The organism is Rhodococcus sp. IEGM1428, assembly GCF_050321865.1.
Lineage (GTDB): Bacteria > Actinomycetota > Actinomycetes > Mycobacteriales > Mycobacteriaceae > Rhodococcoides.
The window spans coordinates 389,151-410,071 of record NZ_JBNQFW010000001.1 but is presented as its reverse complement, the minus strand read 5'-3'; the positions used below and the strand labels follow the sequence as shown (position 1 = coordinate 410,071).

Genomic DNA, 20,921 nt, shown 5'->3' with positions numbered 1-20,921 from the left:
TCACCATCCCACTGTTCCATGCCGGTCGATGAACCGCCCGGATCCGTGGCCCGGCCCCTCGGTTGCGAGTTGCACGATGGCGTCGGTGCCCTCGGTGACAGTCTGCGGTCCACTGTTTCCGTTGAATTCGGTATCGGTGTATCCCGGGTCAGCCGCATTGATGCGAATTCCGCTCAGGCCCTTGGCATATTGGGTCGTCAGCATCGTGACAGCCGACTTCGACGCAGAGTAGGCCGGAGCAACCACGCTGGATTCGACGCGAGACGGATCGTGTGTCGCTGCGAAAGACCCCATCCCACTGCTGACATTGACGATGACGGGATCGGTCGAGCGCCGTAGCAACGGAAGGAATGCTGCTGTCGTGCGGACGATTCCGAGAACGTTCACGTCGAGAACCGACAACACATCCTCGGCGGTCAGCTCGTCGGCGGCACTGTGAGGTCCGGCGATGCCGGCGTTGTTGATCAGTACGTCGACAACCCCCTCCTGGCCTTGTACGTCCGAAGCTGCAGCTGCGACGGATTCGGCATCGGTGACGTCGATCTGCACGAACCGAGCCCCCACTGCTGCGGCAGCAGTCCTACCCCGCTCGACATCACGTGCTCCGAGAATGACGGTGTGTCCCCGATCGATCAGTCGTCGGGCCGTTTCGTAGCCGAGGCCCTTGTTTGCTCCGGTGATGAATGTGATGGTCATGTCCCCATTGTTCAGGGCGACCATGGCTCGTTCCAGGCACGCCTCGACGGTAGGACAATCGGTACCACCCTGATACACGCCCGAAGAGCGACAATGGAACCGTGACCTCGACAACGGACGGACTCGGCGCGACGATCAGATCGTGGCGCGATCGACTCTCACCCGATGCTGTCGGTCTACCGACCGGACGTTCACGCCGGGCTGCGGGGCTCAGGCGGGAGGACCTCGCCGATCTCGCGGGTATTTCAGTGGACTACATAGTGCGGCTCGAACAGGGGCGAGCTAAGACCCCGTCGGTCCAGGTGGTGTCGTCCTTGGCGCGTGCCCTTGCGCTGACCGTGCCCGAGCGAGACCATCTCTACCGCTTGGCCGGTCACATTCCGCCGGCCGACGGCACCATCTCCGACCACATCCCGCCCGGCGTGAGGCGGGTCGTCGGCCGGCTCCATGAGGGTGCAGTTGCCGTGTTCGCGGCCGATTGGGAACTGCTGTGGTGGAACCGAACATGGGCTGCGCTGGTAGGCGATCCGTCATCCGTGGCTTCGGCCAGGAGGAACTTTGCTCGCGATTGTTTCCCCCTCGCCGCAGACAAACCAGGAATGTCGGCCTGGCCGGTGACGCCGTCCGGAGGCGAAGACGCGGTTCGGGCGGCAGTCGTGTCAGACCTTCGGCGGGCAACCGGGCGGTTTCCCCACGACTCGAGGCTGAGGGGGTTGATCGATGAGTTGCGCGTCGGCAGTCCAGAATTCGAGGCGTTGTGGTCCGTCGGTGCCGTCGGTTCACATCGCGAGGATCACAAAGTGGTTCACCACCCGACCGTCGGACCGATCACCGTCGACTGCGACGTACTCACCGACGGTGACGCAGAACTGAAAATCGTCATCATGACTGCCGCACCCGGTTCGGAGGACGAGACCAAGCTGCGCTTGGCCACGGTCGCCGGCAGCGTGGCTACGACTGAATTCGCATGAAGGGCAGGATCGTCAAAGGCTGCGGTTCTCGGTTCGTATTCTGCGGGCTTCGCCGAGAAGCGAGTCGACAACGGCGCTCGTCGAGTTCGTACGATGTGGCAGCGTTACAGCGCAGGTAGTCCGCCCACTCCACCCTGGATCATCGACCTGGACCGTGGTTACACCGTCCGGCACTGCGGCTGCTGCTAGCTCGGGTATGACCGTGATACCCAATCCTGCTGCGACACAGCCGAGACGGGCAGTCCACTCCCGTATCCGAGCACCGACTTGCGGATTCGGCAAGGTGGGCCACGCCCCGAATTGCGGGTCGTTGCGGACACCCTTGCCGACGATCCACGATTCACGCGCGAGTTCGTCGACGTGTACGCGACCTTGGTGCGCGAGCCTGTGCTCGATTCCGACAGCTAGCAGGAGCTTTCCGTCGATCACTGTGTCGACGCGCAATCCGCTGAGGTCGTATTCGGCAAGCCCGTCGCCGACAGCGATCACTGCGACGTCGATGCGTCCGGCACGTAATTGTCGCAGCTGTGCCGGGGTCGAACTTTCGACGATCTCGACGGCCAGTTCCGAGTGCGAGTGTCGAACTCGGGCTATCGCGCGCGGCACGAGAACCATTGCTGCGGTGGGAAATGCTCCTATCGACACTGATCCAGTGAGTAGTTTCTCGGCTTCGGTGAGTTCGCGGGTTGCCGCGTCGATCTCGTGCAACACGGTCGCTGCGCGCGCCGCAACGAGTGTCCCCGCCGCTGTTGGCCGCACTCCGCGTGCACCGCGCTCGAACAAGGTCGATCCCGCGGCCGCTTCCATCGATGCGACCTGCCGAGAGATCGCCGACTGCGTGTAGCCCAGGATCTGAGCTGCAGCAGTGAACGATCCGGTCTCGAACACCACGCGTACCACTCGCAGTCCGCTCAGACTCCATTCCGTCACCCCGTCATTCGACCACATCGAGCCATGCATGACTCGCATATCGAATATGCGTAACTGTCGCTGGTGGAATGGCTGACAGAGGCGCACGCTGACTACACCGACGAAAGGAAGTGCGAGAGTGACCGTCAGCAACAGAACGTGGTTCATCACAGGCTCGTCCAAGGGGTTCGGTCGCCTGTGGGCCCAGGCTGCGCTCGAACGCGGTGATCGTGTCGTCGCGACCGCTCGTAACACAGCCGATCTAGAGCATCTGGTCGAAGAATTCGGAAATCTTGTGCTGCCGCTGCGTCTCGACGTCACCGACCGAGACGGAGTGTTCACGGCGGTAGGGCAGGCAGCGGAACACTTCGGAACCATCGACGTGTTGGTCAACAACGCGGGATTCGGACACTTCGGCATGGTCGAAGAACTCACCGAAGTCGAAATCCGCACTCAGATGGAGACCAATTTCTTCGGAGCACTGTGGGTTACACAAGCTGTCGTTCCGATCATGCGAGCACAACGTTCGGGACGCATTCTGCAGATCACGAGCGAAGGCGGAGTCCGTGCATTCCCGGGAATCGGCGCCTACCACGCGTCCAAGTGGGCGCTCGAAGGTTTGTCCGAATCCCTCTGGCAGGAAGTCGAACAGTTCGGAATCCAGGTGACCAACGTCGAACCGGGACCGTACAACACCGACTGGCTTGCCACCGGCTCACGAACCAGCGCGGTCGATAGTGCCTACGACGACGTGCGGGCCACGACCGCAGGAGGTTTCGACGTCGGAGACCCTGCCGCGACGTCCGCCGCGATCCTGCAACTCGTCGACACCGACCGTGCCCCGCATCGCCTGTTTCTCGGCAAGACCTACGACGACATCGTCCCCATCTATCAGGACCGACTCGAGACGTGGCGGCGGTGGCAGCCCACGGCACTGGCCGCCTTCGGCCACATCGCAAACACCGCCACAACCAGGGGAGAACACTGATGACACAACCGTCGACAAACCCGGCCCGCGAGGATGACACCCGATACGCCGACCGTCGGATCGCCCTGGTCACGGGCGCTTCCGGCGGGATCGGACGCGCCGTCGCCACCCGACTCGGAGCTGACGGGATGGCCGTCGGTGTGCACTACTCGGGCAACCGCGAGCGAGCTGTGTCCACCGCCGATGCAGTCATCGCCGCAGGCGGCGAGGCCGTCGTACTGTCCGCCGATGTCGCCGACGAGAATTCGACCGCGGCCATGTTCGACGAACTCGAGGCCACCTTCGGTGGAGTGGACGTCGTCGTCCACACCGCCGGGATCATGCTGTTGTCGCCGCTCGTCGACATGTCGTTCGACGATTTCGACCGCATGCACCGAACCAACGTGCGCGGCTCGTTCCTCGTGAGCCAAATGGCTGCACGACGCGTCCGCGCAGGCGGTGCCATCGTGAACTTCTCCAGCTCGGTGGTCAAGCTGGCGTTACCCGCCTACGGTGCATACGCAGCAACCAAAGGTGCCGTCGACGCGCTGACTCCGATCCTCGCGAAAGAACTGCGCGGACGCGACATCACGGTGAACGCCGTCGCACCAGGGCCCACCGCGACTCCGCTCTTTCTCGACGGCAAACCCCGAGAAGCGATCGATGCGATGGAGAAGATGACACCTCTCGAAAGACTGGGTCGACCGGAGGACATCGCCGAGACCGTCGCCCACCTGGCCGGTCCTGCTCGATGGATCAATGGTCAGGTCGTGTACGCCAACGGCGGAATCGTCTGACCCCCTTCTCGGATATTGGGCAGCTCCACGTCGAATGCGTCCTGACTTGTCAGACTCCCGACCACGAGCGCACAATTCGTCACCATGGCACTGATCTCGAAAGGCTTCGTCGGCCGCCGACGCGGCGACGACGGGCGCACTCCCCCCGGTCAGTATCTGACCAAGGATTTTCCCGTCCTCGCGATCGGGCCCGCGCCCGTGGTCGCGACCGACACATGGTCGTTCTCGATCACCACCGAACGGGGCGAGACTCGCAGCTGGACCTGGGACGAATTCGCGGCACTTCCACACGACACTCCGACCGTCGACATCCACTGCGTCACCAAGTGGTCGAAGCTCGATACCACCTGGAAGGGCGTGAGCCTGGACGTTCTGCTGGACGGTCTCGACACCGATGCCGGATACGTTGTGGTGCACGGCTTCGACGGCTACACCACCAACCTCCCCCTCGAGGACCTCAGGGACGGGAAGGCGTGGCTGGTCACCGAGTTCGACGGCGCTCCGTTGACTCGCGAACACGGCGGTCCGGCACGGCTTCTCGTTCCACATCTGTATTTCTGGAAATCGGCGAAGTGGATCTCACGCATCGAACTCACCCTGAACAACGAGCAAGGCTTCTGGGAGCGCGGTGGGTACCACGACTACGGAGATCCGTGGCGTGAGCAGCGGTACCAGGGCGACTGACGTGACATCGGCGGCTGGGGCGAAACCCTGGCTCGTTGCCACGGTGCAGACCGTGCGCCGTGAGACACCCACCGCGTCCACCCTGGTTCTCGACGTCGACGGATGGCCAGGCCATCTTGCCGGTCAGCACGTGGACGTCAAGCTCACCGCCGAAGACGGCTACAGCGCGCAGCGAAGCTACTCCGTGGCGTCGGCTCCCGACGGCACGTCGCGCATCGAGATCGCGGTCCAGAACGTCGCGGACGGCGAGGTGTCCCCCTACCTGGTCGAGGCCGTCGAGGTCGGCGATCGCATCGAGATCCGCGGGCCGGTGGGTCGATGGTTCGTCTGGCGGCCGTCCCATCCCTCCGAGACACCGTCCCCGCCGATCCTGTTGGTGGGTGGCGGCTCCGGCATCGTCCCGCTCCGCGCGATGGTTCGCGCGCAGGCTTCGGCGACGGGGGGACGAGTGCCTTTCCGGGTGTTGTACTCGGTGCGCGAACCCGCGGAGGTCTACTTCGCCGACGAGTGGGCTCACCCTCCGGCCGGCGTCGATGTCACCATGATCCACACGCGGCGTGCCCCTGCCGGCAACGCACGGCCCCTCGGCCGCATCACGATCGAGGACCTCGACGCCCACGGATGGCCGGCAGAGTTCGAGCCGCGGTGTTACATATGCGGCCCCACGAGCTTCGTCGACACTGTGGCCGACATGCTGGTGGCGCGGGGTCACTCGGCATCGAACATCCGTACCGAGCGTTTCGGACCGAGCTGAGCGAGGCCGAGTGCGTAGATGACGGACATGAATGGGAGCAATCAGCTCCGTAATGTCACTCGTCCTCGAACGTCCGCCAACGACTGTGCACCCATCAGCTGCATCGTCCGCGTCGCCTCCGACCGAAAGATCTCGAGAGCGGAGGCGACGCCCCTCTGCCCACCGGCCATCAGCCCGTACAGATACGCACGCCCCACCATCGCGGCCGTGGCTCCCAACCCCACCGCAGCGATCAGATCGGATCCGGTCGTGATTCCGGTGTCGACGTACACCTCGACGCCGGAACCGACGGCATCGACCACCTCCGGGAGAAGTTCCAGAGGTGTCGGTGCACGGTCGAGCTGACGCCCACCATGATTGGACACCACCAGCGCGTCCGCACCTGACTCGACGACGTCGCGTGCGTCGGCGACGTCCTGAATTCCTTTCACCACAAGCTTTCCCGGCCATTCGGATCGCAGCCATTCGAGGTCGGCCAGACTCAACGAGGGATCGAACATACTCTTCACGAGCTCACCGACGGTGCCATCGAAGGACGTCAGATTCGCGAATTCCAGCGGTTCGGTCGTCAGCAGTTTCAGCCACCAACTGGGGTGCCGCGTCATGTCGGTCAGGGTCCGCATGTTCAGAGTCGGGGGAATCGTCATTCCATTGCGCACGTCGCGCAGACGGTTGCCGGGAACGGGTGTGTCCACGGTCAGGACCAGTACGTCGACCCCGGCCTGGACCGCTCGTTCGACGAGGTCCTTACTGGCCGCCCTGTCCTTCCACAGGTAGAGCTGAAACCACGTGGCACCGGTCGGTGCAGTACTCGTCACGTCCTCGATCGTTGCGGTGCCCATGGTCGAGAGCGCGTACGGCACACCTGCTGCCTCTGCTGCCCGTGCTACCGCTGTTTCGCCTTCGTGGTGCATCATTCTGGTGAAACCGGTCGGAGCGAGGATCAACGGGAGCGCAGCCTTCCTACCCAAGATCGACGTCGACGTGTCGACTGCGCTCACATCACGCAGCACGTGTGGTCTGAACTCGACTCGTTCGTACGCTTCGCGAGCGCGAGCCATGCTGACCTCGCCCTCGGCACCACCCGAGACGTACTCGAACACCGATCGCGGAGTGCGGCGCCGAGCAATCTCGGCGAGATCAGCGACGGTATGCGCGCGCGAGAGGCGTCGTTCGACGAGATCGACTTCTCTCGACCGCATTTCGAGGAACGGTGCCACCTCTCGCCAACGAGGAAGCCGCCGATGTGTCCGTGGTCTGTTCGGGTCAGCTGGATCTGTCATCGATTCGCCTCTCGTTCGATATCCGTCAGGCCACCGACACGGCGGGACCTGCGAGGTCCGGACGAATGCGCCGAAGTACGTCCATCCGCAGCGAACCGAAGAGCTCCGAACTCTTGGTACTCAGTTGATCTCGCGAATCCGGCAGTGCCACCGGCACGGTGGCCGTCACCGATGCCGGAGCTCCCCCGAGAACGATCACCTTGTTGGACATGTACACCGCTTCGTCGACGTCATGGGTGACGATGATGACCGTCATCCTGAACTCGCGTTGCACTTTCATCGTCAGGTCTTCGAGATCGGCGCGGGTCTGGGCGTCGACGGACGCGAACGGCTCGTCCATCAGGAGAACGCGAGGCTCGAACGCGAGCGCCCGCGCGATGGCGGCACGCTGCTGCATTCCGCCGGACATTTCCCACGGGTAGAGGTCACCGCGACCTTCGAGTCCGACCGATTCGAGAGCGGATTCGGCACGTTGGCGCCGCTCCGCCTTGCCCGTGATGCGACGCAGTGGAAGTTCCACGTTCTCTCCGACACGCATCCACGGAAGCAACGAACGTCCGTAGTCCTGGAAGACGACTGCCAGATCCGCCGGTGGCCCGTCGACCTTTCGTCCGTTGACCGACACCTCACCCGTGGCGGACGTAAGCCCGGCAACTGCACGAAGCAGGGTGGATTTGCCGGTCCCGGAATGGCCTACGATGCAGACCAATTCACGCTCTTCGACAGTGAAGTGGACGTCGCTCAGCACAGGTCTCGAGGCTCCGGCGTACGTCTTGCAGAGTTTCCGAACGTCCACTGCGGGCGTGGGTCGGTTGTTCATTGTGTTGCTGTCGTTTCGAGACGTAGTCGGTGCCACCGAAGGGTCCTTCTCTCCAATAGAGCGAACAGTAGATTGAGTCCGTAGCCCAGTAGTCCGAGCATGATGAGTCCTGCCCACATATCCGTCATCGCGTACGTGCGCTGGGACTGCAGAACGAAATATCCGATACCTTCGGACGACGCGAACAGCTCGCTGCCCACCATCGCCACGACGGCGACGGCAACGCTGGTTCGCATTCCCGCGATGATCTGGGGTGTGGCGGAACGTAGGAACACGCGCATGCTCGAATCCCACAGGCCGAGGCGGTAACTGCGTGCCACGTCTCGCACCAGTGGATCGACGGCGCGCACTCCGTCGACGGTGTTGAGCAACGTCGGCCACATGCACGCGAAGGCGATGATGGCCACCTTCTGCACGACGTCCGTTCCGAGCAGCACGATCGTCAACGGGATCAGAGCGATAACCGGTGTGGCCCGGATGAATTCGAGTGTAGGAGACAGCGCACGATGCGTCTGCGGCATCGTGCCCAAGGCAAGTCCGCACAGAATTCCGATCGTGACGCCCAGGACGAATCCGATGCCGAAGTTTCTGAGACTCGGCACGACGTGGACCGCGAACTGATCGGAGAACCACAGGTCCGCGAACCGCGACATGATCTCGCGCAGCGGCGGAAAGTAGAACGACGAACTGCTGCTGGACACGAACCACCACAACCCGACGAGCAGAATCGGAAGCCAGGCCTCGACGGCGATCGAACGGATGCGGGTCACGATGGAATCCTCTGCGATGGGTGCCAGCGGCACAGCCGGCGCTCGCCCGCGGCGAACAGATACAGCACGGCGACACCCATGAGGGCGGTCACCAGAGTCAGGGCAAAGACGTCGACCATCTGCGCATTCATCTGAGCCTGCGCGAGCGTCTTACCGATACCGGGTACCGCGGCCAACAGTTCGATTCCGATCGCCAGGAGCATCGCCATGACCGCAGCAATACGAAAACCGGTGGCCACGAACGGAGTAGCGGACGGCACGATCACGAAGCGGATGACCTGAAACTTACTCAGCCGATACGACCGCGCCGCTTCGAGCGCAGCACCGTCGACATCCCGAACCCCGTACATCGTTTGGAGCAGGATCGGCCACACACAGGCCGCCACCACCACGGTCAGCTCCGTCTGTCGGGTGGTTCCGTAGATGAGCGCGACGAGAGGGATGATTCCCAGCGTCGGAATGGACCGAAGGAACTCGATGATGAATCGGCAACTGCGATAGGCGAAGTCACTCGTCCCGAGCAGAATTCCCACCGGCACCGCAATGATCGTCGAGTACAGCAGACCCAGGGCCCAGCCGGTCATGGTCGACGCGATGTCGGTCCAGAACGAGGTCGTCGCCGCCATCTCCAATACTCGGCCAACCACCGGAACCGGCCCGGGGATCGTGTCCGCGGCGAACAGCCCCGACGCCGACAGCGCAGCCCAACCGAGTATCAGCACCACCGGAGCGATTGCCTTCTGCGCTGCGGAGGGCATCACCGGTCGCACTCGAAACACAGGGGCGGTGCGCAGCGCCGCACTGGTCATCGGGTCAGCCCACTGACGTCGGCCGATGAATCGAGAGCGCCGTTCGCCCGGAGAATGGTGGCGATACCGTCGATTCCCGCTGCGTCGACGCGACTTTCGAGTGCCGGGTAACCCGTGTCTCCCACTGTGTCGGCGGGGGTGCCGAAGTGTTCGACCATGGCGGCGCGCATGTCGTCGGGGTGCGAGTCTGCATACTCCACGGACTCGTCGAGCGCTGCCTGGAACTTGTCCACCACCTCGGGATTGGTCTCCACATACTCGCGAGTACCGGTGACGACGACTCGGGGTGCGGGGCCGAAGACCTCCTCGATGGGGTCACCCATGGGTGCCTCGAATTGTCCGGTCTTCAGCAGAAGACTGGCGAAGGGATCGCCGACCAGCGCCGCGTCGATGCGATCTGCGGTGAGTGATTCGCCCATGGCTGAGAACGGAACCTCGATGATCGAGACACCGCTGCCGTCGCCGCCTGCTTGGTCGACGACACCTCGGACCCCGTACTCGGATGCCGATGCGAGGAGGTTCACCCCGACCGTCTTGCCTTGTAGGTCTGCGGCGGTCCGAATAGGACTGTCGGCCTTGACGAGCAGTGTCGACCCGGTGCGCCCGTCCGGGCCGGCCGCGAACGTGGAGACGCCGCCGACCACGGCAAGTGGAATACCTTTACCGGCCGCCATCACCGCTCCGGGACCGGTGTTCGGGTTCATGTCGACCTGACCGCTCAGGAGACCACCGACCAGGTCCGCCGGCGTGATGTCGACGAGCTCGATGTTCAACCCGTTGCGCTCGAAGATGCCCTGATCGACGCCCAACAACACTGCGGCGTAGTCCGACAGTTGAACATTGCCGAGACGGACGGTGGTCAGCCCGTTCTCCGACGCCGCAGGCGCGGCTTGCGTTCCACCGCATGCGGTCGCGGTGAGCGCCAGAAGGACCCCCGCGGTCGCGGCAATCGATCGCGTTCGGACATGTCGGCGGCGCAGTGGAATCATCATCGATCACCTTCGGTTGGCTCGGACCCGCTGCCTACTACAGCGTCGAAAGGTGACGATAGTGACGGAGGACACATTTCGGAACGGATCATCCGTCCACATCTTGGGTCGCACAGTGTGGAGAAAATCCATCCCGCCGGTCGGAGCCTTCCCTTACTGTCTGCAGACATGACCATCGATCGAGTACCGGTATCCGGCGGAGACGTCGTCGTCGAAACGCACACCGGGACCAGTGAGCCGGTCCTGGTCGTGCACGGGGTTTCCAGCCAGCGCATGCTCTGGAGTTGGCTGCGCGCGGAATCGCCGCACCTGACCCTCGTCGCACCGGATCTACGCGGCAGAGGTGACAGCGTGGAGGTCACGGGACCGTCATCGCTGACCCAGCACGCAGACGATCTGAACGCCATCATGGATGCCTTGGCACTCGACTCCGTGCACGTGTGCGGAATGTCGATGGGAGGGTTCGTAGCGGTCGAATTCGCAGCCCGGTATCCGACCCGGGTGAAGAGTCTCGTTCTTGTCGACGGGGGTGTGCCGGTACCACCGCCCTCCGGTCTCACACAGGACAACGTTGCGGCTGCCTTCGGGGACAAGATTGCGCGAACACAGCAGCGGTGGAACGACATCGACGATTACATCGAGTTCTTGGTGTCGACGTCACTGCCGCTACTCGACCCGGCCGATCCGCTACTACGGACGTACGCCGACCACGATCTGGCCGACGGAACGATTCGACTGTCTTCGGCTGCTGTCGTCGCCGACGCCACGGACGTGTTCTTCGGCGCTTCACGATTCCGGGAACTGACGATGCCGATTCGATTCCTGCACGCGGAGTGGAGCATTGGTGCAGATTCCGCCCCGATGTACTCGCCGCAGGACATCGAAGCACTCGACCTGACGTCCATCACCCCGATGCCGGGACTCGATCACGCAGGGACGATCATGACTGCGGTCGGTGCGGCTGCAGTGGGAGAAACGATCGACGAAGCAATCGACGCAGAGCCAGAAGGAGTCGGGCAGTTCAACGATGCGTAGCAGATGCGTCCGCCTCGAACGGTGCCCATGGGGTGTCTCGAAGCGCAGGACAATGTTCGGGTGTCGGGTTGTGTGCAATGTCGATCATCCGATCGAGGACGTCACGCGTGGCGGCCAGATCGGCCATGGCCGCGGTGATTCGGTCTCGTTCGACTCTCATGATCTCGAAGGCCTCGGGCGAGCTCTGGCCGCTGTCTATACACGGCAGTAGTTGCAGAATCTTCCGACTCGAAAGACCAGCGGAGAAAAGTTGCTGGAGTAACTTCACGCGCTCGACGGCAGACTCAGGGTAGACGCGTTGTTCGCTGGAGGTACGTTCGGACGCCAGCAAGCCCTGCTCTTCGTAGTAGCGAAGAGCTCGCGTGCTCACTCCTGCCAGGTGTGCCACCTCGCCTATACGCATCCAGTATCTCCCTCGGAGCAATATTTCGGTTCTTGGACTTGCCCTTGACGTTAACGTGAAGTTTTAGCCTTGTCGATGTCGGACCGATCAGGACCGAAAAAACCAAAATTCGCGAAGAAAGCAAGGTCCCCATGGACTTCTCCGACCAGATCGCCCTCGTCACCGGAGCCAACCGTGGCATCGGCCGTCACTTCGTCCTCGAACTGCTCGATCGAGGTGCGGAGAAAATCTACGCGTCAGCTCGCAAACCCGAAATGCTCGACTTCGACGACAACCGGGTGGTGCCGTTGACGCTCGACTTGCTCGACAGCGAATCGGTGAGAGCGGCGGCGTCGACGGCGTCCGATGTCACACTGCTCGTCAACAATGCGGGCATCTCCACCGGTGCCGCGCTCGTCACCGGTGACCTCACCGAGGTTCGACGCGAGATGGACACACACTTCTGGGGCACACTGCACGTCATTCGGGCATTCGCCCCGGTACTCGCAACACAGGGTGGCGGCTCGATCGTCAATATCTTGTCGGCTCTATCTTGGTTCGCCACAACGGGATCCGGGGCCTACTCTGCCGCGAAGGCCGCCGAATGGAACATGACGAACGGTGTACGCCTGGAACTTGCACCGCAGGGAACATTCGTACAGGGCGTACTTCTCGGCGCTGCAGATACCGCCATCGCCGCCGGCTACGACGGACCGAAGATCGATCCCCGCACAGTACCGCGTGCCGCCCTGGACGGTCTGGCGGCCGGCTCCATCGAAATCATCGTCGACGAATGGACCGCTATGGTGAAGTCCTCTCTCGCCGGCGATCCCGCAGCTTTCTATGCACAGATGTCCGAACTACTCGGAGCGAACTGACTTTCCATCCCAACTCCCGACCCCCAACCGAAAGGCACTGGGCGGGGCCATACGGATTCGATCCGAGAACTGTGGGGGGCACCGAACCGTTCGGTCAGGCGGAGGGGACGGCCCGGAGTTGCAGGGGCACGTTGTCGGCCAGAAACGTCAGTTGATCTCGTATCACCGAGGAGAACAGTGGCTCGACGTACGGATCGAAATGGCCACCGTCGTAGGTCCGTACTGTGGCCTTGCGAACCCTTGCCGCGGCGCGTTGTGCGACGGCAGCCGGGGTGACGGAATCATCGGACGCAATCTGCACCAGCGTGGGGCAGTCGATCGCGGACATCGTACTGCCCGGGGAATACCGCCAGATCTTCAACAGTATCCGGGCCGCCACGGTCTCGGGGTAGTCGCCGTCCTTCAGATCGGACTCGAGCACCAAGCGGTCGCGCCCTTTCATCGCGTCCGGTGAGACCATCACTGCGCGAGCCCCCGGCAGCCCGACACTGTCGACGTAGCGCGGCGATCGCCCGAGCACAGCGCGGACGCTGTCGGTGATGGCGGCCGGTGCCAGCCGCAACGCCTGCCGGAACCCGGTCGCGCGAACGGCGGCGATGCCGTCGACGTGGGGCACCTGGGCGATGACCGCTGCAAACCGAGTGCCGTTGCCCGCCAATGTGAGTACGTGGCCACCAGCGAACGATGTACCCCATCCGACGATTCGGTTCTCGTCGACACCGTCGAGCGAGCGAGCGAAGTCGACTGCGCTTCGCCAATCGGCAAGCTGCGAACCCACATCCAACAGTTGGCGCGGTTCGCCGTCACTGTCCCCGAAGAACCGATAGTCGAAGACGCAGACCACGTAACCAGCCTCGACGAAACGCTCGGCGTACGCGTACAGGCGCATCGCCCGAGGAGTGCCGAATCCGTGCGCCATCACGATTGCCGGCCGTGCCTTGGCGGCGGACCCAGCGGGACGAAAGACCGTTGCTGCGCATCGAACTCCGTCCGACATGAACGATGTTTCGGCACGGGTGAAGCCGGTGTGGTTGTCGGTGGTCATGCGTTTGTCTCTCTGTTCTTCAGCAGCGTGGTGATCGGATCTCACAGCTTGAAAGGGTTGAGGGTTTTGCCGAGGTAGTAGCCGATGCGAGTCGGAATCGGCTTCGCGGCAGCAGCAGTCACTTTGTTGACCATCCCGGGCACGCACACCGGCGTGCCGTTGTTCACTGCCCGCCATCCCGCTCGGACAACGTCCTCGGGCGACTGCCATAGCAGAGAGGGCAGCTTCGATGATGCTGCATCGCGAGTTCCCATGACGTCGTGGAACTCACTGTGGGTGAAACCAGGGCAGAGCGCAGTCACGTGGATGCCGTGCGGCCGCAACTCCATATCGAGTGCTTGCGACATGTCCAGGACATAGGACTTGATTCCGGTGTACAGCAGACTTGCACCAGGCGGCAGCAATGCCGCCAACGATGAAAGATTCACGATTCGGCCGTACCCGCGTTCTTTCATGCCGGGCACCGTGAGATGAGCGAGTTCGGTGACGGCAGTGATCATCACCTGTATCTCCGCGGCGTGTGCGTCGAACGGCGCATCTGCGAACGTGGAGTTCCCCGACATGCCCGCGTTGTTGACGAGGATATCCACGTCGACGCCGAGGGACTTCGTTTCCCCGAAGATGGCCCGAGGCGCAGAGCGGTCGGCAAGGTCTGCGGGCACGACGTCGCATCGCACGTCGTATTGGGACGACAGCTCGTCCGCCAATGCAATGAGTCGGTCCTCGCGGCGCGCGACGAGAACCAGGTTGTGCCCCTCAGCCGCGAGGTGACGAGCAAAAGCCGCGCCTATGCCCGCTGATGCTCCGGTGACCAGTGCGGTTCTTCGGGTTCTCGACATCGACTTGCCTCCACTCTTGAACGGTATTCAAGGACGTTAGCAGGGTCTTGAAGACCATTCAAGATATGGTTGTCGTATGCCCAGGAATCGCGGACTTCACGACCGGGAGAGCAAGCGCGAGGACATCGTGATCGCCGCCCGCGAGATGTTCGTCTCCGACGGCTTCGATCGCACCTCGATCAGCCGTCTCGCGAAAGCAGCGGGTGTCACGGCGAATACGCTGTACTGGTACTTCGGCGACAAAGACGACATCCTGGTCGCTGTTCTGACGGCCATCGCCGCCGAGGACGCCACGGATTATCTCGACGTCGTGGATCTACCGTTGGCCGACCGGCTGTTCTGGCTGGTGGAGCGGCTACGAAGAGTTGGTCCGTTGGTCTCCACCGTTCACGATCGGGTGACCGAGTCCAAGGCCATCGACCAATGGCACAACGGGTTTCATACCTTCGCGGAATCGCTGTTCGCCGCAGATATCGAGGCTGCAGGCCTGTCCGAGGACGCAGCCGATGCCATGCTCCGCATCGGTACGTTCGTCGTCGAGGGATTGCTGACTCACACGGCGTCACCTGAAGTCTCCCGAGCTGTCATCGACCAACTCGTCGACACCATCACACCCGCACCAGGAAGTAATCCACTATGAGTACCCAACCCGATACCGCGTCGACCGGTCGTCCGCAAGCCGCGGTCGACCACGACGACGCGGAATCGACCATCGCGATTCCCAGCATGGACCCGTTCTATCGGGCCCCTGCCGGATTCGAGCGCGTAGAGCCGGGGACCGTGTTGCGGTCCCGCGAGGTGACCCTCGCGCTGTTCGGTGTCATTCGGCAGAAGGTGTCGGCGTGGCAACTTCTGTACCGGACCACCAGCCTCGACGGGGCAGCGCGTGTCGCGGTAACGACGGTGATTCTTCCGGTCGGGGGCCGAGCGCGAACGCAGCGCGCTCTGCTGTCCTATCAGTGCGCGATCGACGCCGTGTCGGATCGGTGCTTCCCGTCCTACGTCCTGCGGGCGGGCGCGCGAGCCGTCGGCTCCGTACCGCAGTTCGAGTTCATGATCATTCTGTACGCACTGCGCCGCGGATGGGTTCTGTCCCTTCCCGATCACGAGGGCATGAACGGGCAGTGGGGAGCACCGATCGAGCCCGGCTACTGCACACTCGACGGCGTCCGCGCGGCACTGTCTTTCGAGCCGCTCGACCTCGCAGCCACCACCCCTGTCGCGCTGTGGGGGTACTCGGGTGGCGGATTGGCGACGTCGTGGGCCGCGGAGGCTGCAGCCGACTACGCCCCTGAACTCGACATCGTCGGCGCTGCACTCGGATCGCCCGTCGGCGATCCCGGATCTGCATTCTCCCGCCTCAACGGCACGGTTTTCGCGGCGCTGCCCGCCATGGTGGTGGAGGGACTCCGTCGCACCTACCCCGTACTCGACCGCCTCGTTCGCGAACACGTTGCTGCGGCGGGGCTCGAAACGCTCTCATCCCTGCACCGCAAAACGACAGTGCACGCCGTCATGTCCATGGTGATGCACGATCTGGAGCGACACCTCGATATCCCGATGGCAGACCTTCTGGCGACGCCCGAGATGGTGCAGATTTTTCAGGACATCCAACCCGGCAAGTCAGCACCCAACTTTCCGCTTCTCGTGGTGCAGGCAGTGCATGATCCGATGATCGACGTCGACGACGTGGACGGGCAAGTGCGCCGGTATCACTCTGCGGGAGCGAACGTCACATACATCCGTGATCGCCTCAGCGAACACCTGTCGCTCCACCCGCTCGCAGCCCCCGTCACCCTGGATTGGCTCTCGGATCGCTTCGCGGGCAAGCCGACCGACGAATCGTCCACGAACACCGTGTGGTCGCTGGCTGGATCATTGCCGGGGTTGCGCGGGTTGCTCGGACTCGCAGTGTCCACCGGACGCGCATTCGCCGGCCGAATCGGTTGAGTTACAGCGACCGAGCAGCAACGCTGACGGTCCGAGACAGCGGTCAACCGGCCGACGGTAACGCAGACAGAAACGAGCGCAGATCCGCGGCAAGACGCACCGGCTCCTCCATCGCCGCAAAGTGACCACCGTGATCCGGCACCTCGGTCCAGTGCACGATGTCGAACTCCTGGTCCGCGAGGTGCCTGATGCCGATGTCGTGCGCGAACATGATGGCTCCCACCGGTTGCGACGGCTTTGCCGTTGGACCACCCCAGGCCCCACCCTCGGCCGCGTACACGGTGTAGGCGGCGCTCCCGGCGCTGCGAGTCAACCAGTACAGGGTGACGTGAGCGAGTATCCGGTTGCGGCCGAGGGCGCCATCAGGTTCCTGGTCGAACGGGTAGGTCCACGCACGGAATTTGTCCAGCATCCATGACAACTGACCGATGGGACTGTCGGTCAGGGCAGCACCGATCAGTTGCGGACGAGTCGACTGGATGGAGATGTACCCGAACTCCGACTCCATGAACTCGCCCACACGTCGGTATCGGTCCAATTCGGTTTCGGTGCAACGCTTCTGCTCTGCCTCGTCTGGTTCCTGGAAGGGTGCCCCGATGGACCCGTTGACATGAATGGCGGCGCAGTGGTCCGGATCGAGACGACCCATCGCCGGTGCGACTCCGGCACCGTAATCACCGCCCTGCACCACATAGGAGCCGTATCCGAGGAAACTCATCAACTCCACGAAAGCGTGGGCCACGCGATCGGTACTCCACCCGTCGTCTGACAGCGGCGTGGAGAAGGCGAATCCGGGGACGGATGGCACTATCACGTCGAATGCCTGAAGTTCGTCGTCCTCAGGCTCGGTCAGCAGTGGAATGAGGTCGAGGAACTCGAGGTACGACCCCGGCCATCCGTGACACAGCAGAACAGGAGTGGAGTCGGCTCGCGACGACCGCACGTGCAGGTAGTGGATGCGTTGCCCGTCGATCTCCACCATGTACTGAGGAAGCGACGCGAGCTGCTTTTCCACCTCTCGCCAGCTGAAGTCGTCGACCCAGGTGGTCGCCATCGAACGGAGCACGGACACAGGCACTCCGGTGGTCCAGTCGTCGGCACCGAGGGGTTCAGGCAGGCGGGCGTCGCGAACACGCCGGGACAGGTCGTCGAGCTCCGACTGCGGGATGTCGACGACGAACGGGATGGGAGGCGCGGTGATTGTCATGACGTCATCGTGCACTTCATCGCGGACAGCAGTGGTCCTGAATTACCGAAATGCCCCCGGAATGCCCACGGTGCAGTTCGGATAGTTGTCGGTCGCGTCGGTAAAGCAGGCTGAAGGTAAATGAGACGAAGCGACAGTTCAGGATTGGAGCCGACGGGCCAGATACGGTCCCGTGATGCTGGTCGGAGACGCCGCCACGTCGGCGGGCGTGCCGGTGGCAACCACGGTGCCCCCGTTGTCGCCGCCGCCGGGACCGAGGTCGATGACCCAGTCTGCAGAGGCTATGGCATCCAAGTCGTGTTCCACCATCACCACTGTGTTGCCCGCGTCGACAAGCAGGTGTAGTTGACGCATGAGCATTGCGACATCGGAGGGATGCAGCCCTGCCGTCGGTTCGTCCAGCAGATAAAGGGCAGTGCCGCGACGGGTGCGCTGCAATTCGGTGGCAATCTTGATGCGCTGCGCTTCTCCGCCGCTCAACTCGGTGGCGGGTTGACCGAGCCGAAGGTAGCCGAGCCCGATATCGCGCAAGGTCTCCAGACTGCGGGATGCTCCTGCGATATCGGCGAAGAACATCGCGGCCTCGTCCACCGACATATGCAATACCTGGGCGATTGTCTTGTCGCGCCACGTTATTTCGAGAGTTTCGGGGGTGTACCGGTCACCATGGCAAGTGGGGCAAGGGCCATAGGTGCCGGGAAGGAACAACAGCTCCACCTCGACGAAACCGTCGCCCTGGCACGTGGGGCACCGTCCGTCGGCGACGTTGAAGGAGAACCGTCCTGGTGACCATCCGCGGGCCTTGGCCTCATCGGTGGCGGCAAACAGTTTGCGGACGATGTCGAACAGTCCGACGTAGGTAGCCAGTGTCGATCGGGGGGTTCGGCCGATGGGGCGTTGATCCACCCGGACCAGACGGGTGAACATCTCCATTCCGGAAACCTCGGCCACGTCGACCTCGATCTGCGCGTCATCGTCCTCGTCTGCCGCGGTCTCCAGTTGGTGGCGCGCCACCTCGAACAAGACCTGGCTGACGAGCGTCGACTTCCCCGATCCCGACACACCCGTCACCGCCGTGAGCACCCCGTGTGGGAACTCGGCCGTCAATTCCTGCAGATTGTGCCGTGTGACTCCGCTCAGAGTCAGCCAGCCCTGGATGGGGCGTGCCTCACGCTGCGCGGATTCCGCTCGACCGAAGAGGTGCCTGCCGGTGACCGATTCCTCGATCTCCTCCAAGCCAGCAACGGGGCCGCTGTACAGAACCCGTCCACCGCCCTCGCCGGCCGCGGGACCGATATCGACCACCCAGTCGGCGCGGCGGACAACGTCCATGTCGTGTTCGACGACGAACAAGGAATTGCCCGACGCCTTCAGCTGGTCCAGGACGTCGAGCAGTGGCTCGGCATCCGCGGGATGCAGCCCGGCGGAAGGTTCGTCCAAGACGTACACCACCCCGAAGAGACCGGAACGCAGTTGCGTGGCGATCCGCAACCGCTGCGTCTCGCCGGGCGACAGGGTCGTCGAGTTACGCCCGAGCGCCAAATACCCCAAACCCAACTCGAGCAACACGTCGATTCTGGCCAGCAGGTCGGCGGTGATGCGTACCGCCACCTCGGTTCCCTCCCCTTCCTGTTCGCCGATCGGGCGCAACACTTGCGCAAGTTCGGTCAAGGAAAGTGCATTGATCTCGGCGATCGAGCGGCCCGCGATGGTGACGGCCAGTGCGTCGGCGCGCAGCCCACTGCCGGAGCACATCGGGCAGCGGACGGTCTCGGTGAATTGCAGCGCGCGGTCCCGCATCCGCTCGCTGTTCGAGTCCGCCAGAACATGCATGACGTGACTCCGAGCGCTCCAGAACTTGCCCTCGTAACTGTGGTCGACACGGCCCTCTTCGGGTGCGATCCACACCTTGGGGTGCTCCTCGGTGAAGAGCAGCCAGTCTCGGTCCTTCTTCTTCAGCGTGCGCCACGGCGCGTCGATGTCGATACCCATGCCGGCAACGACGCTGCGCAGGTTGGCACCCTGCCACGCACCCGGCCACGCCGCGATCGCTCCGTCGCGAATGCTGAGCGAGGGGTCGGGAACGAGCAATTCCGTTGTCACATCGTGGAAGTCGCCCAATCCGCCGCATCGCGGGCATGCACCGGCGACCGTGTTGGGTGAAAACGCCTCCGCCGCGAGCAGCGGCGCACCGTCGGGATAGGTACCGGCCCGGGAGTACAGCATGCGGAGCAGGTTGGACATTGTGGTGATGGTGCCGACGCTGGAGCGTGAGCTGGGCGAACCCCGTCGTTGCTGCAGTGCAACGGCCGGTGGAAGGCCGGTGATGGAGGCGACGTGGGGCGCGCCTACTTGCTGAAGCAGTCGACGCGCGTAGGGGGCAACCGACTCGAAGTAGCGTCGCTGGGCTTCGGCGTACAAGGTGCTGAAAGCCAGTGACGACTTTCCGGACCCCGACACCCCTGTGAACGCGACAAATGCATTGCGGGGTATGTCGACATCGACGGCGGCGAGGTTGTGTTCGGTAGCACCGCGCACACGGACATACCCGTCCCATGTTGAGTCCGTCACCGAACGAGCCTAGCTGGCGTCCTCGGCCCGAGGGCGCCGAAGCGGCGGGATCCATTGCATCGGCGGGTCGGCATGATCCGTGAGCTTGAAAAGAAGAACGTTTCCGCGCCGTTTATGCGTCACGCTCAGGTGCGAACGTGGAATCTGGGCCAGCAAGCCCAACTTTTTCCGTGATCCGAACAGCCCGGATCGCTTGCGCGCCAGTGCGTACGACGTCGTCTCGGACATCGCAAGTACCACCGACGGAGGCATCTTCTGACGTCGAGCCGCGCGGGCCCGCCCCGCCATCAGGCCACACATTTCCCATGCGGTCGTCGAGTTCCCTCCGCCGCCGATACCGGCACCGAGACCCGTACCCACGGGCACAAGCGAAAGTCGAACCACTGGAACGGCGGTGCTGCCCGTCACTTTTGCCGAATCCGGGAACGATCCTTCGGAACAGCTGTGTAGGCGCATCGGTTTCGCCCGCTTTCCCCGCGTGATCACTTTTCGTATTGCGTGATATCGCGGCCATCGCGAATGCAGTCTCGCGACAAGGGCAAACCTCTGATTTCCGAGTTGTAAA

General features: G+C 63.3%; 22 protein-coding genes. 9 read left to right on the top strand and 13 right to left on the bottom strand.

Annotated features, from left to right (window positions below; all coding sequences use genetic code 11):
- Window positions 1-696, bottom strand: coding sequence for an SDR family NAD(P)-dependent oxidoreductase (locus tag ACQR3T_RS02040; protein ID WP_428692391.1), 696 nt, complete (start codon window positions 694-696; stop codon window positions 1-3).
- A 101-nt stretch (window positions 697-797) separates the two neighbouring features.
- On the opposite strand from ACQR3T_RS02040, the gene ACQR3T_RS02035 reads away from it, so the two are divergent.
- Window positions 798-1,667, top strand: coding sequence for a helix-turn-helix transcriptional regulator (locus tag ACQR3T_RS02035; protein WP_032377201.1), 870 nt, complete (start codon window positions 798-800; stop codon window positions 1,665-1,667).
- A 12-nt stretch (window positions 1,668-1,679) separates the two neighbouring features.
- On the opposite strand, the gene ACQR3T_RS02030 is transcribed toward ACQR3T_RS02035, so the two are convergent.
- The gene (locus ACQR3T_RS02030) at window positions 1,680-2,597 is read right to left on the bottom strand and encodes a LysR family transcriptional regulator (RefSeq protein ID WP_428692390.1); all 918 of its coding nucleotides are present in this window, start codon (window positions 2,595-2,597) and stop codon (window positions 1,680-1,682) included.
- A gap of 118 nt (window positions 2,598-2,715) precedes the next feature.
- Between ACQR3T_RS02030 and ACQR3T_RS02025 the strand changes: the two genes are divergently transcribed.
- The 4 genes from ACQR3T_RS02025 (at window position 2,716) to ACQR3T_RS02010 (ending at window position 5,778) form a co-directional block, all read left to right on the top strand.
- On the top strand, window positions 2,716-3,564 hold the full coding sequence (locus tag ACQR3T_RS02025) for an SDR family NAD(P)-dependent oxidoreductase (RefSeq protein WP_428692389.1): 849 nt from the start codon (window positions 2,716-2,718) through the stop codon (window positions 3,562-3,564).
- Entirely contained in the window at window positions 3,564-4,340 is a 777-nt protein-coding gene (locus ACQR3T_RS02020; protein WP_428692388.1) for an SDR family oxidoreductase, read from the top strand. Before ACQR3T_RS02025 ends, ACQR3T_RS02020 begins: the two co-directional genes overlap by 1 nt.
- 84 nt (window positions 4,341-4,424) lie before the next feature.
- Window positions 4,425-5,024, top strand: a complete 600-nt coding sequence (locus tag ACQR3T_RS02015) for a sulfite oxidase-like oxidoreductase (protein WP_032377203.1) — start codon at window positions 4,425-4,427, stop codon at window positions 5,022-5,024.
- A 1-nt stretch (window position 5,025) separates the two neighbouring features.
- A complete protein-coding gene (locus tag ACQR3T_RS02010) occupies window positions 5,026-5,778 on the top strand; it encodes a ferredoxin reductase (protein WP_428692387.1) in 753 nt (250 codons plus the stop codon).
- Between the two features lie 41 nt (window positions 5,779-5,819).
- Here the strand turns inward: ACQR3T_RS02010 and ACQR3T_RS02005 are convergent, their stop codons facing one another.
- From ACQR3T_RS02005 to ACQR3T_RS01985, 5 genes are all read right to left on the bottom strand, one after another.
- Complete coding sequence (locus ACQR3T_RS02005; protein ID WP_428692386.1) at window positions 5,820-6,980, bottom strand: alpha-hydroxy acid oxidase; 1,161 nt, start codon at window positions 6,978-6,980, stop codon at window positions 5,820-5,822.
- A gap of 106 nt (window positions 6,981-7,086) precedes the next feature.
- Window positions 7,087-7,881 (bottom strand): ABC transporter ATP-binding protein, encoded by a 795-nt coding sequence (locus tag ACQR3T_RS02000; protein WP_428692385.1) that lies wholly within the window; start codon window positions 7,879-7,881, stop codon window positions 7,087-7,089.
- Window positions 7,878-8,651 (bottom strand): ABC transporter permease, encoded by a 774-nt coding sequence (locus ACQR3T_RS01995; RefSeq protein ID WP_428692384.1) that lies wholly within the window; start codon window positions 8,649-8,651, stop codon window positions 7,878-7,880. Before ACQR3T_RS01995 ends, ACQR3T_RS02000 begins: the two co-directional genes overlap by 4 nt.
- Window positions 8,648-9,460: an ABC transporter permease gene (locus ACQR3T_RS01990; RefSeq protein WP_428692383.1), complete on the bottom strand. Its 813-nt coding sequence runs from the start codon at window positions 9,458-9,460 to the stop codon at window positions 8,648-8,650. The genes ACQR3T_RS01995 and ACQR3T_RS01990 overlap by 4 nt, the downstream gene beginning before the upstream one ends.
- Window positions 9,457-10,452, bottom strand: a complete 996-nt coding sequence (locus ACQR3T_RS01985) for an ABC transporter substrate-binding protein (protein ID WP_428692382.1) — start codon at window positions 10,450-10,452, stop codon at window positions 9,457-9,459. The genes ACQR3T_RS01990 and ACQR3T_RS01985 overlap by 4 nt, the downstream gene beginning before the upstream one ends.
- A 165-nt stretch (window positions 10,453-10,617) precedes the next feature.
- Between ACQR3T_RS01985 and ACQR3T_RS01980 the strand changes: the two genes are divergently transcribed.
- A complete protein-coding gene (locus tag ACQR3T_RS01980; RefSeq protein WP_428692381.1) occupies window positions 10,618-11,484 on the top strand; it encodes an alpha/beta fold hydrolase in 867 nt (288 codons plus the stop codon).
- Here ACQR3T_RS01980 and ACQR3T_RS01975 read toward each other — a convergent pair.
- Window positions 11,471-11,887 (bottom strand): MerR family transcriptional regulator, encoded by a 417-nt coding sequence (locus ACQR3T_RS01975; protein WP_094608197.1) that lies wholly within the window; start codon window positions 11,885-11,887, stop codon window positions 11,471-11,473. The genes ACQR3T_RS01980 and ACQR3T_RS01975 overlap by 14 nt on opposite strands.
- A 131-nt stretch (window positions 11,888-12,018) precedes the next feature.
- Between ACQR3T_RS01975 and ACQR3T_RS01970 the strand changes: the two genes are divergently transcribed.
- Entirely contained in the window at window positions 12,019-12,744 is a 726-nt protein-coding gene (locus ACQR3T_RS01970) for an SDR family oxidoreductase (protein ID WP_428692380.1), read from the top strand.
- A gap of 94 nt (window positions 12,745-12,838) precedes the next feature.
- Here ACQR3T_RS01970 and ACQR3T_RS01965 read toward each other — a convergent pair whose 3' ends face one another.
- A complete protein-coding gene (locus tag ACQR3T_RS01965; protein ID WP_428692379.1) occupies window positions 12,839-13,789 on the bottom strand; it encodes an alpha/beta hydrolase in 951 nt (316 codons plus the stop codon).
- A gap of 41 nt (window positions 13,790-13,830) precedes the next feature.
- Entirely contained in the window at window positions 13,831-14,628 is a 798-nt protein-coding gene (locus ACQR3T_RS01960; protein ID WP_428692378.1) for an SDR family NAD(P)-dependent oxidoreductase, read from the bottom strand.
- A 76-nt stretch (window positions 14,629-14,704) separates the two neighbouring features.
- Between ACQR3T_RS01960 and ACQR3T_RS01955 the strand changes: the two genes are divergently transcribed.
- On the top strand, window positions 14,705-15,268 hold the full coding sequence (locus tag ACQR3T_RS01955) for a TetR family transcriptional regulator (RefSeq protein ID WP_428692377.1): 564 nt from the start codon (window positions 14,705-14,707) through the stop codon (window positions 15,266-15,268).
- Complete coding sequence (locus ACQR3T_RS01950) at window positions 15,265-16,578, top strand: lipase family protein (RefSeq protein WP_428692376.1); 1,314 nt, start codon at window positions 15,265-15,267, stop codon at window positions 16,576-16,578. The genes ACQR3T_RS01955 and ACQR3T_RS01950 overlap by 4 nt, the downstream gene beginning before the upstream one ends.
- Before the next feature lie 43 nt (window positions 16,579-16,621).
- Here ACQR3T_RS01950 and ACQR3T_RS01945 read toward each other — a convergent pair whose 3' ends face one another.
- The 3 genes from ACQR3T_RS01945 to ACQR3T_RS01935 all read right to left on the bottom strand — a co-directional run bounded on the left by ACQR3T_RS01945 (window position 16,622) and on the right by ACQR3T_RS01935 (window position 20,722).
- The gene (locus tag ACQR3T_RS01945; protein ID WP_032378259.1) at window positions 16,622-17,785 is read right to left on the bottom strand and encodes an epoxide hydrolase family protein; all 1,164 of its coding nucleotides are present in this window, start codon (window positions 17,783-17,785) and stop codon (window positions 16,622-16,624) included.
- Window positions 17,786-17,923: 138 nt separating this feature from the next.
- Window positions 17,924-20,356: an excinuclease ABC subunit UvrA gene (uvrA, locus tag ACQR3T_RS01940; RefSeq protein ID WP_428692375.1), complete on the bottom strand. Its 2,433-nt coding sequence runs from the start codon at window positions 20,354-20,356 to the stop codon at window positions 17,924-17,926.
- A gap of 9 nt (window positions 20,357-20,365) precedes the next feature.
- A complete protein-coding gene (locus ACQR3T_RS01935; RefSeq protein ID WP_428692374.1) occupies window positions 20,366-20,722 on the bottom strand; it encodes a hypothetical protein in 357 nt (118 codons plus the stop codon).
- Window positions 20,723-20,921 lie beyond the last annotated feature (199 nt).

What these genes read in the sequence shown, in the direction of transcription:
- ACQR3T_RS01970 (WP_428692380.1), top strand. Translation starts at nt 12,019, where the DNA reads ATGGACTTCTCCGACCAGATCGCCCTCGTCACCGGAGCCAACCGTGGC.
- ACQR3T_RS02020 (WP_428692388.1), top strand. Translation starts at nt 3,564, where the DNA reads ATGACACAACCGTCGACAAACCCGGCCCGCGAGGATGACACCCGATAC.
- ACQR3T_RS01975 (WP_094608197.1), bottom strand. Translation starts at nt 11,887, where the DNA reads ATGCGTATAGGCGAGGTGGCACACCTGGCAGGAGTGAGCACGCGAGCT.
- ACQR3T_RS01960 (WP_428692378.1), bottom strand. Translation starts at nt 14,628, where the DNA reads ATGTCGAGAACCCGAAGAACCGCACTGGTCACCGGAGCATCAGCGGGC.
- ACQR3T_RS01950 (WP_428692376.1), top strand. Translation starts at nt 15,265, where the DNA reads ATGAGTACCCAACCCGATACCGCGTCGACCGGTCGTCCGCAAGCCGCG.
- ACQR3T_RS01980 (WP_428692381.1), top strand. Translation starts at nt 10,618, where the DNA reads ATGACCATCGATCGAGTACCGGTATCCGGCGGAGACGTCGTCGTCGAA.
- ACQR3T_RS01985 (WP_428692382.1), bottom strand. Translation starts at nt 10,452, where the DNA reads ATGATGATTCCACTGCGCCGCCGACATGTCCGAACGCGATCGATTGCC.
- ACQR3T_RS02000 (WP_428692385.1), bottom strand. Translation starts at nt 7,881, where the DNA reads ATGAACAACCGACCCACGCCCGCAGTGGACGTTCGGAAACTCTGCAAG.
- ACQR3T_RS02040 (WP_428692391.1), bottom strand. Translation starts at nt 696, where the DNA reads ATGACCATCACATTCATCACCGGAGCAAACAAGGGCCTCGGCTACGAA.
- ACQR3T_RS01965 (WP_428692379.1), bottom strand. Translation starts at nt 13,789, where the DNA reads ATGACCACCGACAACCACACCGGCTTCACCCGTGCCGAAACATCGTTC.
- ACQR3T_RS01945 (WP_032378259.1), bottom strand. Translation starts at nt 17,785, where the DNA reads ATGACAATCACCGCGCCTCCCATCCCGTTCGTCGTCGACATCCCGCAG.
- ACQR3T_RS02015 (WP_032377203.1), top strand. Translation starts at nt 4,425, where the DNA reads ATGGCACTGATCTCGAAAGGCTTCGTCGGCCGCCGACGCGGCGACGAC.
- ACQR3T_RS01955 (WP_428692377.1), top strand. Translation starts at nt 14,705, where the DNA reads ATGCCCAGGAATCGCGGACTTCACGACCGGGAGAGCAAGCGCGAGGAC.
- ACQR3T_RS01990 (WP_428692383.1), bottom strand. Translation starts at nt 9,460, where the DNA reads ATGACCAGTGCGGCGCTGCGCACCGCCCCTGTGTTTCGAGTGCGACCG.
- ACQR3T_RS02005 (WP_428692386.1), bottom strand. Translation starts at nt 6,980, where the DNA reads ATGCGGTCGAGAGAAGTCGATCTCGTCGAACGACGCCTCTCGCGCGCG.